Annotated in this window: 13 protein-coding genes; 5 read left to right on the top strand and 8 right to left on the bottom strand. The window is 50.9% G+C overall.

The genetic code is table 11. The features are described 5' to 3' along the window. Positions 1-347: 347 nt before the first annotated feature. Positions 348-1,826, top strand: a complete 1,479-nt coding sequence (locus PQG83_RS20355; protein ID WP_312749157.1) for an NAD-dependent malic enzyme — start codon at positions 348-350, stop codon at positions 1,824-1,826. A gap of 37 nt (positions 1,827-1,863) precedes the next feature. Here the strand turns inward: PQG83_RS20355 and PQG83_RS20350 are convergent, their stop codons facing one another. From PQG83_RS20350 to PQG83_RS20315, 8 genes are all read right to left on the bottom strand, one after another. After that, positions 1,864-2,673 (bottom strand): undecaprenyl-diphosphate phosphatase, encoded by an 810-nt coding sequence (locus PQG83_RS20350; protein ID WP_312745035.1) that lies wholly within the window; start codon positions 2,671-2,673, stop codon positions 1,864-1,866. A 68-nt stretch (positions 2,674-2,741) separates the two neighbouring features. Beyond that, positions 2,742-3,578 carry a dTDP-4-dehydrorhamnose reductase gene (gene rfbD, locus PQG83_RS20345; RefSeq protein ID WP_312745033.1) on the bottom strand — a complete coding sequence of 279 codons (837 nt, stop codon included), beginning with the start codon at positions 3,576-3,578 and terminating at the stop codon, positions 2,742-2,744. Then, positions 3,575-4,129: a dTDP-4-dehydrorhamnose 3,5-epimerase gene (gene rfbC / locus PQG83_RS20340; protein WP_312745030.1), complete on the bottom strand. Its 555-nt coding sequence runs from the start codon at positions 4,127-4,129 to the stop codon at positions 3,575-3,577. Before rfbC ends, rfbD begins: the two co-directional genes overlap by 4 nt. A 6-nt stretch (positions 4,130-4,135) precedes the next feature. Further along, a complete protein-coding gene (rfbA, locus tag PQG83_RS20335; protein ID WP_312745027.1) occupies positions 4,136-5,011 on the bottom strand; it encodes a glucose-1-phosphate thymidylyltransferase RfbA in 876 nt (291 codons plus the stop codon). A 72-nt stretch (positions 5,012-5,083) separates the two neighbouring features. Then, entirely contained in the window at positions 5,084-6,178 is a 1,095-nt protein-coding gene (rfbB, locus tag PQG83_RS20330) for a dTDP-glucose 4,6-dehydratase (protein WP_312745024.1), read from the bottom strand. 76 nt (positions 6,179-6,254) lie between these two features. Beyond that, on the bottom strand, positions 6,255-8,084 hold the full coding sequence (gene glmS / locus PQG83_RS20325; RefSeq protein ID WP_312745021.1) for a glutamine--fructose-6-phosphate transaminase (isomerizing): 1,830 nt from the start codon (positions 8,082-8,084) through the stop codon (positions 6,255-6,257). Between the two features lie 132 nt (positions 8,085-8,216). After that, complete coding sequence (gene glmU, locus PQG83_RS20320) at positions 8,217-9,728, bottom strand: bifunctional UDP-N-acetylglucosamine diphosphorylase/glucosamine-1-phosphate N-acetyltransferase GlmU (protein WP_312745019.1); 1,512 nt, start codon at positions 9,726-9,728, stop codon at positions 8,217-8,219. 34 nt (positions 9,729-9,762) lie between these two features. Further along, positions 9,763-10,440, bottom strand: coding sequence for a DUF502 domain-containing protein (locus PQG83_RS20315; protein WP_312745016.1), 678 nt, complete (start codon positions 10,438-10,440; stop codon positions 9,763-9,765). Positions 10,441-10,605: 165 nt separating this feature from the next. Here PQG83_RS20315 and tmk point away from each other — a divergent pair, with 165 nt between their 5' ends. The 4 genes from tmk to metG (PQG83_RS20295) all read left to right on the top strand — a co-directional run bounded on the left by tmk (position 10,606) and on the right by metG (PQG83_RS20295) (position 14,467). Beyond that, complete coding sequence (tmk, locus tag PQG83_RS20310) at positions 10,606-11,403, top strand: dTMP kinase (RefSeq protein ID WP_312745014.1); 798 nt, start codon at positions 10,606-10,608, stop codon at positions 11,401-11,403. Further along, entirely contained in the window at positions 11,363-12,394 is a 1,032-nt protein-coding gene (holB, locus tag PQG83_RS20305) for a DNA polymerase III subunit delta' (RefSeq protein WP_312745012.1), read from the top strand. The genes tmk and holB overlap by 41 nt, the downstream gene beginning before the upstream one ends. Before the next feature lie 86 nt (positions 12,395-12,480). Next, a complete protein-coding gene (gene metG, locus PQG83_RS20300; protein ID WP_312745009.1) occupies positions 12,481-13,992 on the top strand; it encodes a methionine--tRNA ligase in 1,512 nt (503 codons plus the stop codon). Between the two features lie 94 nt (positions 13,993-14,086). Then, entirely contained in the window at positions 14,087-14,467 is a 381-nt protein-coding gene (metG, locus tag PQG83_RS20295; RefSeq protein ID WP_312745006.1) for a methionine--tRNA ligase subunit beta, read from the top strand. The last annotated feature ends 126 nt before the right edge of the window (positions 14,468-14,593 follow it).

Below are 14,593 nucleotides of genomic sequence, written 5' to 3'. Positions count from 1 at the left end.
CCACGGATTCCCTCCACAACTCCTGTCCGGGGATTACGACAAAGGCAACCAGTTATCTCACTGACCTACTCTATTTTTCATTACCCATTATATCGGCCATTCGGCGTGGCCGAGACGCGGAGCTCAATCCAGAGATATGGCGAGCACTGCCTGAGCCACCTGAGTTGTGCCGCCGCTGGTTTCGTCGAGCATCAAAAGGTTTTCCGCCGATAGTAATGGCCTTGTTCAGTCTCCAGCACATACCCCTAACTTGGATAATCCGATACAATATAAGAAAAAGGTCTGTAGCCTATGGGTAACCCGATCAAAATTGATTCATTGCGCAACTGAAGAGGAGGGACTCCTTGGTGTGGAATTTTTTTAAGCGACAGCAAAACGGGCAAAGCTCCTCGCAAGATCTCGGCCCCTATTCCAATTACCGGATGGCCGTGCGATTGGAATTGACTCAACGCACCGGCGTCTTCGCCCAATTAGCCACCGCCATCGCAGAAGAAGGTGCCAGTTTGGGCGCGTACGATATGGTCTCGGCCACTCGTACCAAAGTGATCCGGGATATTACCCTGGATGTCCAGAGTGAAGAACATGGCGAACGGGTCATGAAACGCCTGAATTCGTTGGCGGATGTCCGTGTCATCGCCTCATCGGACCGGATTTTCCTCATGCATTTAGGCGGGAAAATCCGGGTGGAGAGCAAGTTCCCCGTCAAAACCAGAAATACCCTGTCCATGGTCTATACGCCTGGAGTCGGGCGCGTCGTCAAAGCCATTGCCGCGGATGAGAAAAAAGCCTATTCCTTTACCACGAAAAATAACAGCATCGCTGTCGTGACAGACGGATCGGCCATATTGGGCTTAGGAAACCTCGGCCCTCTCGCGGCCTTACCGGTCATGGAAGGCAAAGCAATGTTGTTCCATCAATTTGCCGGTATTGATGCCTGGCCTCTCTGTCTCAATACCCAGGACCCAGAAGAAATTATCCGGACGGTGCTCGCCATCTCTCCGTCATTTGGAGGCATTAACCTGGAAGACATCAGTGCCCCCCGATGCTTTGACATTGAGCGACGACTGCAAGCCGAGCTGGATATTCCGGTCATGCATGATGATCAGCATGGAACGGCTGTGGTCATTTTGGGTGCACTTCTCAATGCCTTAAAAGTCACACGCCGAACCATCAATGAAATTACCGTGGTGGTCGTCGGATTGGGAGCCGCAGGCACGGCCTGTTGTGAATTACTTTTAGGAGCCGGAGTCACCAGGCTCAAGGGATGCGACAAGCAGGGGCTGGTGTTGGATCGCCCCGTGGAAGAACTTCTGCCGAATCGACATACGCTTCGCAGCATCATTCCGTATGATCAGCCAACCGGAACCCTTCAGGACGCCCTGAAAGACGCCCATGTGGTAATTGGTCTTTCCACAGCCAACATTATAAAGCCCGAAGACTTAGCCCTCATGGCCAAGGATCCCATTGTGTTTGCCTTAGCCAATCCTGACCCTGAAATTCTACCCGAGGCCGCCATTCCCCACTGTCGCGTCTATGCCAGTGGGCGATCGGATTATCCCAATCAATGCAACAATCTCTTGTCGTTTCCCGGCATCTTTCGTGGAGCCCTTGATGTGCAATCCAAAACGATTAATGAACCGATGCTCATTGCTGCCGCTCATGCCCTCTCCAAGATGATTCCTGACTCCGCACTCAGTGAGGAATATATCATTCCCAGCGTGTTCGACAAACAGGTAGTACCCAAGGTCGCCAAGGCGGTCTCTCAGGCTGCTATAGACTCCGGCGTGGCACGCCGGACAAAGAAGGACATGGAAGAGGAGATGTAAGCGCAGTGAATGACAGAGGTTAAAGAGACAGCAGGATCTACTTCAAAGAATCCCAAAGAAGGATGCTTATGCCGAGTGGCCACAAATAATAAGAGAATAAATGGAAGTGATCCTGTCTGACGAGTTTAATGATCAACGAAATAGATCCATACCCCACCAAGGCCGCGACGACCATTCCGACCAGATAGACACCTATCGGGTCATGGATCTGATCCATCCCTTTCCCAATCTCTAGGATCGTCGCCCCCACAATAGCAGGCATGGAAATCAGAAGAGAAAACCGGGCCGATAATTCCCGATCCAAACCCAACAATACTCCACTGGCTATGGTTGATCCGGACCGGGAAATCCCGGGTAAGACCGCCACACCTTGTACCATGCCAATCGCCAGGGCATCCCGGATGCTCATGTCCTGGATGCCCCGGGCACGACTTCTCCCGTGTCCCAACCAGAGAATCACACCGGTCACCAACAACATCACGGCCACGACGGAGGGCTGAATCAGCGTTTCAAGACCGATCGATCGAATACCTAATCCAATGATCGCGGTCGGGATGGATGCGATCAGAACATAATGAATGGTGCGTCGCTCAAATCCTTGAAACAGGCTGCCTTGTGTTGTCGTCCATCCAACATACCCCAAGCCCAAGGTGAGGAGATCATGACGAAAATACACCAGGATCGCAGTCACCGTCGCGAGATGCAACATGATGTCGTACAACAAATTGGTCTCACTAAAATGACCAAACCAGTGTTGAGCCAGAACTAAATGTCCGGATGAGGATACCGGAAGGAATTCCGTGAGTCCTTGAATGACCGCAAGCACCACCGCTTCGATGTAACCCATCGTTTAGGACTGCCTTTCTTATCGCGGATGATCAGGGAGCAGATGATTCACAGAACAGATGACGACCCCTAGCCTTTCCACTGACTGGCAAAATCACGAACGCCCTCTTCCCAGGGCGGCAACTTAATCAAAGGGTCCTGTAAAGAAGTCAGCACGGCATAAGATGGCCGTCGGGCCGGGCGAGGAAATTGAGCAGTGGCTATCGGCACAACCAAGGTTTGAATATCCAAGGCCTGATAAAGTGTTTGGGCCAATTCATACCAACTGGTTCCGCCTGTACCGGCCATATGATAGGTCCCAAACGCATCGGTCTCACCCAATTGGCATACCGCCTGGGCAAGATGAGGGGCAAAGGTCGGTGACCCATACTGGTCGCTGACAACTTTCACGACCTCTCGGTCCGCCATTCGACAAATCGTACTGGGGAAATTCCTCCCTACGGTGTGGTAAAGCCAAGCTGTCCGGACAATAAAATGCCGTGGGTTTGCGACCCGCACCGCCTCTTCCCCGGCTAATTTACTGTGCCCGTAGACGCCTAACGGATTCGTACAATCAAATTCATGATAGGGCCGATTCTGCTGACCATCAAACACATAATCGGTGGAAAAATGGATAAGCGTCATCCCCAAGTCATTCGTCACCACGGCAAGATTTCTCGGGCCCAGGGCATTGCCCCTGTATGCGGCATCCTGCTTAACTTCTGCCTCATCCACCTGCGTAAATGCGGCCGCATTGATGACGATGTGTGGTCGTAGTTGATCAAGGGCTTTCCTGACTTCCTCGAACTGCGTGATATCCAAATCCTGGAGGTCCCAGGCCGTGACCTCGTGGTCGGCATACTGCCGTTGGAGCGCCTGCCCTAATTGCCCTTGAGCCCCTGTGATTAAAACTCGACTCTGCCTCATGGTTGATATTCCGGAAGCTGATCGCACAGTTCGTCAAGGACCTGTCCGGCAGCATCCTTTGTAGAGAGAAGTGGCTGTGCGATCGGCCATTGAATGCCAATACGGGGATCATTCCATCGAATGGTCACTTCACCACCCGGTGCATAGACATCGGTACATTTGTACTCCACTTCCGCCACATCGCTGAGGACACAAAATCCATGGGCAAACCCCATAGGAACATAAATCTGTCTGAACTCCTCTGCCGATAAGGTCACCCCCACCCATGAGGCAAAGGTCGGAGACCCTTTGCGAATGTCGACTGCGACATCAAAAATTTCCCCACGTATCACCCGAATGAGCTTCCCTTGTGGGCGAGCCATTTGAAAATGGAGCCCACGAAGGGTCCCGAGAACCGACGATGAGCAATTATCCTGGACAAATGGAGGCAGAATCCCTGCCTCCTGATACTTTTGTATATGATACGTTTCTAAAAACCATCCGCGTTGGTCCCGGTACACATCAGGTTCGACGATCAGAACCTCCGGGAGTCGGGTTGGGAGAAATTTCATATCCGGTTACTCCTGCCCCTGATTGATCAAATGCAACAAGTATTGTCCGTACCCGTTGTCTTTCATTTTCGTAGCTAAACGGGATACGTCATCTGGCTGAATGTACCCCATTTTGTAGGCGATTTCTTCCGGACAGGAAACCATCAGGCCCTGTCGTTCTTGTAAAACTTGAATATAATGGGCCGCTTGCATGAGAGATTCATGAGTCCCCGTATCCAACCAGGCAATGCCACGCCCGAGCACCCGCACATGTAGCGATCCGGCTTCTAAATAGTTTTTATTCACATCAGTGATTTCTAGTTCATTTCTCGCCGAAGGCTTGAGAGAGTCGGCGATACTCACAACCCGGTTGTCATAAAAATATAATCCGGTTACGGCATAGGGCGACTTGGGACGGGCGGGCTTTTCCTCCAGGCTGGTGGCTTGCCCGTGATCATTAAAGGTCACCACACCGTATCGTTCGGGATCCCGTACCTGGTAGGCAAAGACTTGAGCCCCTGTGGACTGAGAGGCCGCTTCCTGAAGATAGCGAGACAGTCCATGCCCATAGAAAATATTATCCCCAAGAATGAGCGCCACCCGATCCTTTCCAATAAACTCACGCCCAATCACAAAGGCTTGCGCAATTCCTTCCGGCCGGGGTTGCACTTGGTAGCCGATCGTTAACCCAAGATGACTGCCATCACCTAACAACCGGACAAACCCTTCCTGCTCATGCGGGGTGGTGATTACCAAAATATCCCGGATTCCAGCCAGCATGAGAGTCGACAAGGGATAATAGATCATCGGTTTATCAAAAACCGGCATGAGTTGTTTGCTGACGGCGTGGGTTAGGGGATAGAGCCGGGTTCCCGATCCACCCGCTAGGATGATTCCCTTCATCGTATCCCTTTGCATCCCAATGTCTTCATCATCCTCATGATACTTTGCCAAAAGGCGAGAACGTTCCCGCCCCTAAATCGATGGGACAGAGGCTAGCCCGAGCCGTTCCCGTTGATAGGAGTTCGCGGTCACGGCCTGACACCATTGACGATTGGCCGCGTACCATTCAATCGTCTGCTGCAAGCCAGATTCGAAAGAGTGGCGTGGGCTCCACCCCAATTGCGAGTGAACTTTGGTGGTATCAATGCCATAACGAAAATCATGCCCGGGCCGGTCAGCCACAAATATTTTCAGGTCTGCATATCGTGTGATGCCCCGTTGAGACAGAAAAGGATTGGATCCACCCGGGGCGACCTCTTCCAAGATCCGGCATAGGGCGTCCACCACATCAAGGTTCGATCGTTCTGATCGCCCGCCCAGGTTATATTTTTCTCCAGGCGTTCCTTCCTGAAGGACCAGGAGTAGGCCCTCACAATGATCCTCTACAAACAACCAGTCCCGTATATTCTGCCCGTTCCCATAAATTGGAAGAGGCTTCCCTTCTAAGGCATTCAAGACCATGAGAGGAATAAGCTTTTCGGGAAATTGATAGGGCCCATAGTTATTGGAACAATTAGTCATCAGGATTGGAAGACCGTACGTGTGATGAAAAGCCCGCACCAAATGATCAGCGCTGGCTTTCGACGCCGCATACGGGGAATTGGGGGCATAAGGGGTCTCTTCGGAGAACAATCCTGTCGGCCCCAACGTCCCATACACTTCATCAGTTGAAACATGCAGGAACCGAAAACGTTGGCGATGATCAGCATGTCCTTGTTTCAGAAATCGCTTGACCACCTCTAATAAGACCAGGGTACCCGTGACATTCGTGTGAATAAAGGGATAAGGGTCGTCGATGGACCGGTCCACATGCGATTCAGCGGCAAAATTCAGTAACCACCTGGGAGAAAATGAATCCATCATCCTGGTCATCTCACCCGCATCGGCAATATCTGCCTGGATAAATACTAGATGAGGATGGTCCCACAATCCATCAAGGTTTTCTCGATGACCCGCATACGTCAATTTGTCCACGACGACAATTCGTGCCTCGGTCTTTTGAAGGGCCATCCGGACAAAATTGGCGCCAATAAAACCAGCGCCTCCGGTCACAATCATGGTCTCCATGACTCAATACACTCCACCTGTTAGAAGCCGTGAGAACCAAGCAGGAAAAACTCTGGTGGGAAATCGGAAGGACGCCTTACTCAACCGTCACACTCTTGGCAAGATTTCTCGGACGGTCAATATCTACCCCACGCAACACCGCAATATGATAGGCCAGCAGTTGAAGGCCGACGGTAAACAGAATCGGGGTCAAGAGCGCATGGACAGCAGGAATCGCGAACACATGATCGGCAACCTGATCCAAGGCATGATCCCCTTCGGTCACAAAGGCAATCACGGGGGCACTCCTGGCGCGCACTTCCATCAGATTACTGACAGACTTTTCGTAGAGCCGATCTTTCGGCGACAGCACAACCACAGGCATGTCCTCATCAATCAATGCAATGGGACCATGCTTCATCTCCCCCGCCGCATATCCCTCGGCATGGATATAGGAGATTTCTTTGAGTTTTAAGGCACCTTCCAGGGCAATGGGATAATTAATCCCCCGACCCAAATACAAAAAATTTCGTTTTTCATAATGCCGCTGGGCAATCGCTTGGATCGACGCTTCCTGCTTGAGAATATGCTCGACTTGGCCGGGAAGCTTGAGAAAATGGTCCAACCACCACCGTCCTTCTTCCGGACTTAACGTGCGACGCACACGTCCCACATGCAAGGCCAAGAGATATAAGGCAATCACCTGCCCGGTAAAGGCTTTCGTGGAAGCCACACTAATTTCAGGACCACATCTCGTGTAAATCACTCCATCGGCTTCGCGAGCCAGCGTACTTCCCACCACATTCACAATCGCCAGGACACGGGCACCCCGGTGCTTGGCTTCCCGTGCTGCGGCCAATGTATCCGCCGTCTCGCCTGATTGTGAAATGGCAATAAACAAATCGTCTTTTTGTATCATTGGCTCCCGGTACCTGAACTCTGAACCAATATCCACCTGAACGGGGCGTCGAATCATTTCTTCAAATAAATATTTCCCGACGAGCCCTGAGTGCCAAGACGTCCCACATGCCACGATCCAGATTCGCCTGGCGTTGAGCAACTCCTCGTCAGTCATGGCCAAATCCGGAAGATCCGCTTCGCCCGTTTCATATTGAAACCGGCCCCGAAGCGTATCCATGATCACTTGTGGCTGTTCGTGGATTTCCTTCATCATGAAATCCGGATAGCCTCCCTTTTCAGCCGCCTCAGCATCCCAATCAATGGTAACAGGGTTGAAGCTTTTCGGTTGGCCATCGGAATTAAAAATAGTGATACCGGAATCTTCTAAAATGCCCACATCTCCGTCTTCGAGAAACACCACCTCCCGGATATGGGCTAGGAGAGGCGTGACATCAGAGGCCAAAAAGGCCCCTTTTCCATTCTGACCAATCACCAGGGGACATCCTGAACGACTGACGACGATGCGTCCCGGCTCAGCCAGCGACATCACGGCAATGGCATAACTCCCATGGAGCTCATTGGCAATTAATCTGACGGCCTCTTGAAGCCCATGCCCTTTTATCGTGAGCGAAGATAAGAGGTGTGCAATCACCTCGGTGTCGGTCTCAGACTCAAACCGATAGCCTTCGCATTCCAATCGATGGCGGAGATCAAGAAAATTTTCAATGATTCCGTTATGGACAAGAACAATCTCTCCCGAACGGTGAGGATGGGCATTTTGTTCAGATGGCCGACCATGCGTGGCCCAACGCGTATGACCGATTCCTATTGTTCCGGCAACGGCCCCGCTTTGCAATACGGCCTGAAGATTGGTGAGCTTGCCCACCGTCCTTCGAATTTTCAACTCGCCATTATGTTGAATCGCAATTCCGGCGGAGTCGTACCCTCGATATTCCAACCGTTGTAGCCCCGCCACTAAAATAGGAGTCGCTGATTCATCTCCAACATATCCGATGATTCCACACATACTCTAACGCTCCTTACATCGCACCATTTTTTCCAAATGATATTGGAAAGATCGGGATGGTATCGATCAGCCTGGATGAAAACTCATGGGCCCGGCCAGATATCGCTCGACTTCGTTTCTCAAAATTGGGCACTAGACAGGGTCTTTTTGCTCCTGAGGGTTCGGTCGGAGTGGCGACTCTGCCGGGTCACTTTGCTCTTTGGCCTGACCATGGGCGGCTGAGGAAGAAGCCAGAATTTCTCGCCGTTTCGCCGCCGTACCTTCCTTATTGACTTGCGCGACTCGAGAAATGCCCAAGGCATTGGGCGGTATATTTTTTGTGACAGTGGTCCCTGCCGCAATCAACGCCCCTTCCCCTATCGTCACCGGGGCAATTAATTGCACATCGCTCCCAATAAAGACATTGTCCTCGATCTTTGTCTGTGCCTTTCGAAATCCATCGTAGTTGCAGGTAATGGTCCCGGCGCCGATATTCACATTCCGGCCAACCATGGTATCTCCGAGATAACTCAAATGATTGACCTTCGACCCTTCTCCCACTTCCGTCTGTTTTAATTCCACAAAATTACCGACCTTGCCTTTTCGGTGAATATGGCTCCCTGGACGCAAATGCGCAAAAGGCCCGATGACCGCCCCCTCTTCTATCCTGGCTTCCAGCAAGACGCACGAATCCTGAATGAGAACATTATTGCCGACAAGGCAATTGTTCAGCCTCGAATTGCCTTGAATAACGCAATTGGCTCCAATGACGGTCCGGCCTTCAAGCATGACTCCTGGATACAGGGTGGTATCCCTTCCGACCTCAACTCCATCGTCAATAATCACTCGTTCCGGATCCAGCATGGTGACACCTGACAACATGAGACGCTGGCAAATTCGTCGTCGCATTTCTTTTTCGGCCATAGCCAGATGTTCTCTGGTATTAATCCCAGTCGTCTCCAAATGGTCATTGGTTATCCATGCCACAACTTTCAGTCCTTGCTGGACAGCCACTTCAATAATATCGGTGATGTAATATTCCCCTTGGGCATTTTGCGGACGCAATTGGCTCAACGCCTTTCCAAGGAAGGGGCCATCCACGACATACGTCCCAACATTGATTTCCGAAATACTTCGTTCTTCCGCTGAGCAATCTTGATCCTCGACAACACGACGGATTTCGCCTGATGGCCCGCGAACCACCCGTCCGTATCCTCGTGATTCCGGAATGACCGTCGTTAAGATTGTCAGGCCGGCTTTTTCAGATTGATGATAATCAACAAGGGAAGTGAGAGTGGCCTGCGTTAATAAGGGGGAATCGCCATTGAGAATTAAGAATTGGTCGGCCTGCTTGGCGTCGTTCCTGGTACAGACTGGGTAGGCCTGTTGAACGGCATGTCCCGTCCCTAATTGTTTCTCCTGAATTACCACTTCAAACGGCTCAAAATTAGCCTTTTCTCGTTCGAGATAGGCCTGGACCTGTTCCGATCCATGGCCAACCACAATGGCAACGGTCTGGGTAGACACTTGCCTGGCTAAGTTCGCGGCATACCACAGCATGGGACGACCGGCCACACGATGCAAGACTTTAGGCAAAGCCGATTTCATGCGGGTTCCTTGTCCCGCCGCCAGAATCATGGCGGCCGTGTTTTTTTTACCACTCATTACGCCTGTCATACCCTTCGTTAAAGGTCTCTTCTCATGGGGTTTGGACTTTCGGTGAGTCCTTGAGGGTCATTCTATCCCGTTTTTTTGCAATTTCAATGCTAGATGACTTATCAGGAGGAGAATAGAACCCGCCTGAAACAATCAGCTTCATGGCTTCCTCGACCCCCATATCTACAGGAATAACTTCACTCTCGGGAACCAGGAGAAAATAGCCCGAGGTTGGATTCGGAGATGTGGGGACAAACACATGGACCAGAGGCTCCGGAGCCAGATTCTGGATTTCCTTTCGGGTTTCCCCCGTAACAAAAGACAAACAATAGTTTCCCTCTTTGGGAAATTGAATCATCACCACTTTGTTATATTTTTCCCGTTGTTTGAATGATAAGATGTCCATCATCGACTTTAACGTGGCATAAATACCACGTACAATCGGAACACGATCTAAAATTTCTTCCCACCGGACGACCAATCGTTTTCCCAAAAAATTTGTGGCAAAGACCCCGGCTGAAAAAATCAATAGCAATAACGCCAAAATACCTAGACCGGGGAAGTAATAATCCGGCAACACCAGGTCCGCTAATGCCGTGCCAAGGATACTATCCACAGTCACAAACAAAGTTTTTAAAATCAGAATCGTTCCCCAAATTGGGGTAATTACCAACAGGCCTGTCAAAAAATAACGTCTGAGAGAGGCGCGAAGGGTATTCATGAGAAAATCCACCTTATACCCGCCACACAGAGCAGGCACGGTCTTTACGGGAGAGGTAGGAAGTCACCGTAATACTACCGCATCTTACAATCAGGATGGGACTCCTGCAAGACTTTTCTTGCGAATTTCAATGACTTAGACTAGGATCGATCAGGGCAGATTTCCATGAAACCGAGAAACCATGCAAAAGGGAACCAGAGCCTGTCTTCAGGGTTATTTATCACTTTCGAAGGCACAGAAGGCTCTGGAAAGACCACACAATGCCACCGATTGGCACGAGGACTTCGAGCCCAGGGCTATCAGGTATTAGAAACCCGTGAGCCTGGAGGAACTCCATTGTCTGAGGCCATTCGTCGCCTTCTGCTTTCCCACTCTAAAACCAAATCCAACAAAGAAATCATAACTCCAGAATGCGAAACAGCTCTAATTTTTGCTGCCCGGTCCCAACATGTGGCTCATGTGATTCGGCCAGCCCTGTTAAAAGGCATGATTGTTCTGTGTGACCGGTTTTTTGATTCAACTCTGGCCTACCAGGGATACGGACGACACCGTGATATCACCTTTCTCAAGCATTCCCATCAATTCGCCACGGAAGGACTGACTCCACACCTTACGTTTTTACTCGATCTCCCGACCCAAGAAGGGTTGGCGAGGCGACAGCAGGCCCGACACCAAAATCGGCTTGACCAGGAATCCTTGGATTTCCATCAACGAGTGCGTCGAGGCTTTATCGCCCTCGCTAAACAGCACCCCCAACGCATTCAAACATTGGATGCCAGGCAATCCCCCGAGATCCTGAACGCTCTCATTACATCCGAGATGACACGCCTCATTCAGTCGTTGCCATCGACATGCCTGGCTCACATCACTCCTCAACCCAGACGCATCATCAAGCGAGTCCGGACGAAAGGGACCCCTCAGCATGGCGTTTCGAGATCTCATCGGGCATCAACGCCCAATTAAATGGCTCCAAACAGCGGTCTCCACCAATCATCTGGGTCATGCCTATCTCTTTCACGGAGAACCGACCATTGGGAAACGACTCACCGCTATCGCACTTGCCCAATATCTCCATTGCGAGGTCCCAGAAATCGCACCAACACCCGATGCCTGCGGCCAGTGCCGGTCATGTCATCAAATCGCCCAGGCCACTCATCCCGACTTTTTGTTGGTTCAACCTGAAGATACGCAAAAGCAGAATCCCAAAATTACCATTGATCAAATTCGGGACATCGAACATCTGGTCATTTATCGTCCTCTCCTGGGATCACATAAGATTTGCCTCATTGATCAGGCCGACTCAATGACGACAGAAGCAGCCAACGCCTTGCTCAAGACATTGGAGGATCCGCCAGATCATTGCCTCTTTCTCCTGATCACCAGCCGTCCGGAGCACCTTTTGGCAACGATTCGGTCTCGATGTATTACGTTGAGATTTGCCCCGCTGCCCTCTGCCAGCATTTATGAATTCCTGAAGGAACGGACGGACAGGGAAGACCAGGATAACCGGTTAGTCGCAGCATTTGCCGAAGGCCGGTTGGGTTCAGCTTTGGCTTGTGACCCCACAGAATTAAAGGTAAAAATCCGTCAATACTGGGCATTGTTATTTGGGGAACATACGGCGTCGGCTTCACGGGTGATGGATATGAGTGAAGGCCTGGTCAAATCGAACCAAGTACAGGAAGCGATTCATTGGTTTTGGGCAGGGCTCAGGGACTTGCTATTGCTGACCCTGGATCAGTCCTTGTCTCCCACCTTGTACCAGGATCAAGAAACGGCGCTTCGCGAGTTGTCTCTACAGATCACCCCTTCTTCACTTCTGAACTTAATCCATGAACTCAACCAACTCGAACGAGGGCAACAACGAAATCTTAATATGCAAATCGGATTGGAACAATTTTTCTTCCATCTCCACAACCAATTGGAATTCTCGCATTCACCAGGGCTCGCTTAACCATCAATAACCTGCTTACCCCGGTTCTGCAACCACCCGAGTCGTGTGGCACATGTGGGTTCGGAGCTAACAGAGGATGTCTTCTCATGTCCAACACGTTTTATGTCACCACCCCTATTTATTATGTCAACGATGTGCCTCACATTGGCCACGCCTACACCACCATCGCGGCCGATGTTCTAGCCCGGTTTTATCGTCTTACAGGACATGAGGTTTTTTTCCTCACCGGATTAGACGAACATGGGCAAAAAGTCCAGCAGGCTGCAGCCAAGGCCGGAATCGATCCGCAGGCACATTGTGACCTCCTCACCCCGAAGTTCAAGAATCTCTGGTCGCAATTGCATATCTCCAACAATGGATTTATTCGCACCACCGATCTTCAACATCAGGCCACCGTACAACGCTACCTTCAAGCCCTCTATGACAAAGACCTGATTTATCAGGCCGAATACACCGGCTGGTATTGCACCTTTGACGAGCGATTTTGGACAGAAAAGGATGTGGAGAACGGTCTGTGCCCGGATTGTCGGCGACCAGTAGAACAGGTCAGTGAACGAAATTATTTTTATCGCATGAGTCGCTTTCAGAACCGGTTGAAGGAGCATATCCAGGCAAATCCCGACTTCATTCAGCCGGACACCCGTCGCAATGAAGTCCTAGGGTTTCTGCAAAAGCCCCTGGAAGATCTGTCAATTTCCCGACCCAAATCACGGTTATCGTGGGGCATCGAATTGCCATTTGATCGGGATTGCGTGGCTTATGTATGGTTCGACGCCTTAGTGAATTACCTGTCAGCCCTGGAGTACGTCGCTCCAACTCCCAGCACCTCAAAATTCTGGCCCGCGTCGCTCCATCTCGTCGGGAAAGATATTTTGACCACCCATGCCGTCTACTGGTCGACCATGTTAATGGGCTTGGACCTGCCGCTTCCCCAATCCATCTTTGCGCATGGCTGGTGGACGGTGAATGGGGAAAAAATGTCAAAAAGTCGAGGGAATGTTGTCGATCCCCATGCCGTGGTCAACGAGTTCGGCGTTGATGCCTTTCGCTATTTTCTGTTGAGGGAAGTCCCATTCGGCCAGGATGGAGATTTCTCCATTACGGCGTTCGGTAGCCGGTATAACGCTGAATTGGCCAACGATCTTGGCAATCTGCTGTCCCGAACTCTTACGATGCTGGCAAATTTTTCCAACAATACCGTCCCTCAACCCGACGCCAACCACGAAACCGATCAGGATCGTCAACTCCAGCAGGCGGCTTCATCCCTTTTCCCCTCCATTGACACGCATCTTCGCCACTTAGAATTTAATCGCGCCCTGGAAACCACGTGGGGTTTGGTTCAGTCAGCTAATCAATATATTGATAAGACCGCTCCGTGGATGTTGGCCAAAGATCCTGGTCATACCCCTCGCCTTCACACGGTCCTGTTTCATCTCACGGAGGTTTTGCGATTTCTCACGGTGGCCGTATACCCGTTTATGCCACAGATCGCCGAAACGATGAAGACCCGACTGGGATTATCAATGGGATTTTTCCACACCCGTGTTGCAAGAATTCCCTCGTTGGGGGGCATACCTCTATACAGGGCAAACCAGTAAAGGCCCTTCCCTATTTCCCAGAAAAGATTCCCGTCCATCGGACTCCCAAAAGAGTCCCGAAGAGAAAACGCCTATTCACACAAATAGGACACCCATGGAAACACCTCAGCCCATTTCAACCACCCAACCGCAGTCCCCACCCAACGAGGCGATACAGATCGGCATTGCCGATTTCCAAAAAGTCCAATTGAGGGTTGCTAAAGTCTTAACGGCAGAACGTGTTCCAAAGTCTGAAAAACTGCTCAAGCTCCAGGTAGATATCGGAACCGAACAGCGTCAGATCGTGGCTGGAATTGGGAAAAAGTATGCCCCCGAAGAATTGGTGGGCCGAACCATTGTCGTCGTGGCAAATCTCAAGCCGGCCAAACTGATGGGGATTGAATCCCAAGGCATGGTATTAGCTGCAGGAGATCAAGAGGTTCTTGAACTTCTTAACATGTCCCAGGAGATCCCTGCGGGGACACGGATCAAATGATACCCTCCATGCTTCTTTCACTCAAAAATTCCTGAGTGACGACTCCCCCCGAATCTTTCTGATAAGACTTGCTGAGGCTCTTACACGGAATGAAGAAAATACATGCTCAGAAAAAGTCAGGGATAA

Source organism: Candidatus Nitrospira neomarina (assembly GCF_032051675.1).
GTDB lineage: Bacteria > Nitrospirota > Nitrospiria > Nitrospirales > UBA8639 > Nitrospira_E > Nitrospira_E neomarina.
This window is presented reverse-complemented; position numbering and strand designations above follow the sequence as displayed.

What these genes read in the sequence shown, in the direction of transcription:
- rfbD (WP_312745033.1), bottom strand. Translation starts at nt 3,578, where the DNA reads ATGAGGCAGAGTCGAGTTTTAATCACAGGGGCTCAAGGGCAATTAGGG.
- tmk (WP_312745014.1), top strand. Translation starts at nt 10,606, where the DNA reads ATGAAACCGAGAAACCATGCAAAAGGGAACCAGAGCCTGTCTTCAGGG.
- glmS (WP_312745021.1), bottom strand. Translation starts at nt 8,084, where the DNA reads ATGTGTGGAATCATCGGATATGTTGGAGATGAATCAGCGACTCCTATT.
- rfbA (WP_312745027.1), bottom strand. Translation starts at nt 5,011, where the DNA reads ATGAAGGGAATCATCCTAGCGGGTGGATCGGGAACCCGGCTCTATCCC.
- PQG83_RS20350 (WP_312745035.1), bottom strand. Translation starts at nt 2,673, where the DNA reads ATGGGTTACATCGAAGCGGTGGTGCTTGCGGTCATTCAAGGACTCACG.
- metG (WP_312745006.1), top strand. Translation starts at nt 14,087, where the DNA reads ATGGAAACACCTCAGCCCATTTCAACCACCCAACCGCAGTCCCCACCC.
- rfbC (WP_312745030.1), bottom strand. Translation starts at nt 4,129, where the DNA reads ATGAAATTTCTCCCAACCCGACTCCCGGAGGTTCTGATCGTCGAACCT.
- rfbB (WP_312745024.1), bottom strand. Translation starts at nt 6,178, where the DNA reads ATGGAGACCATGATTGTGACCGGAGGCGCTGGTTTTATTGGCGCCAAT.
- metG (WP_312745009.1), top strand. Translation starts at nt 12,481, where the DNA reads ATGTCCAACACGTTTTATGTCACCACCCCTATTTATTATGTCAACGAT.
- glmU (WP_312745019.1), bottom strand. Translation starts at nt 9,728, where the DNA reads ATGAGTGGTAAAAAAAACACGGCCGCCATGATTCTGGCGGCGGGACAA.
- PQG83_RS20315 (WP_312745016.1), bottom strand. Translation starts at nt 10,440, where the DNA reads ATGAATACCCTTCGCGCCTCTCTCAGACGTTATTTTTTGACAGGCCTG.
- holB (WP_312745012.1), top strand. Translation starts at nt 11,363, where the DNA reads ATGGCGTTTCGAGATCTCATCGGGCATCAACGCCCAATTAAATGGCTC.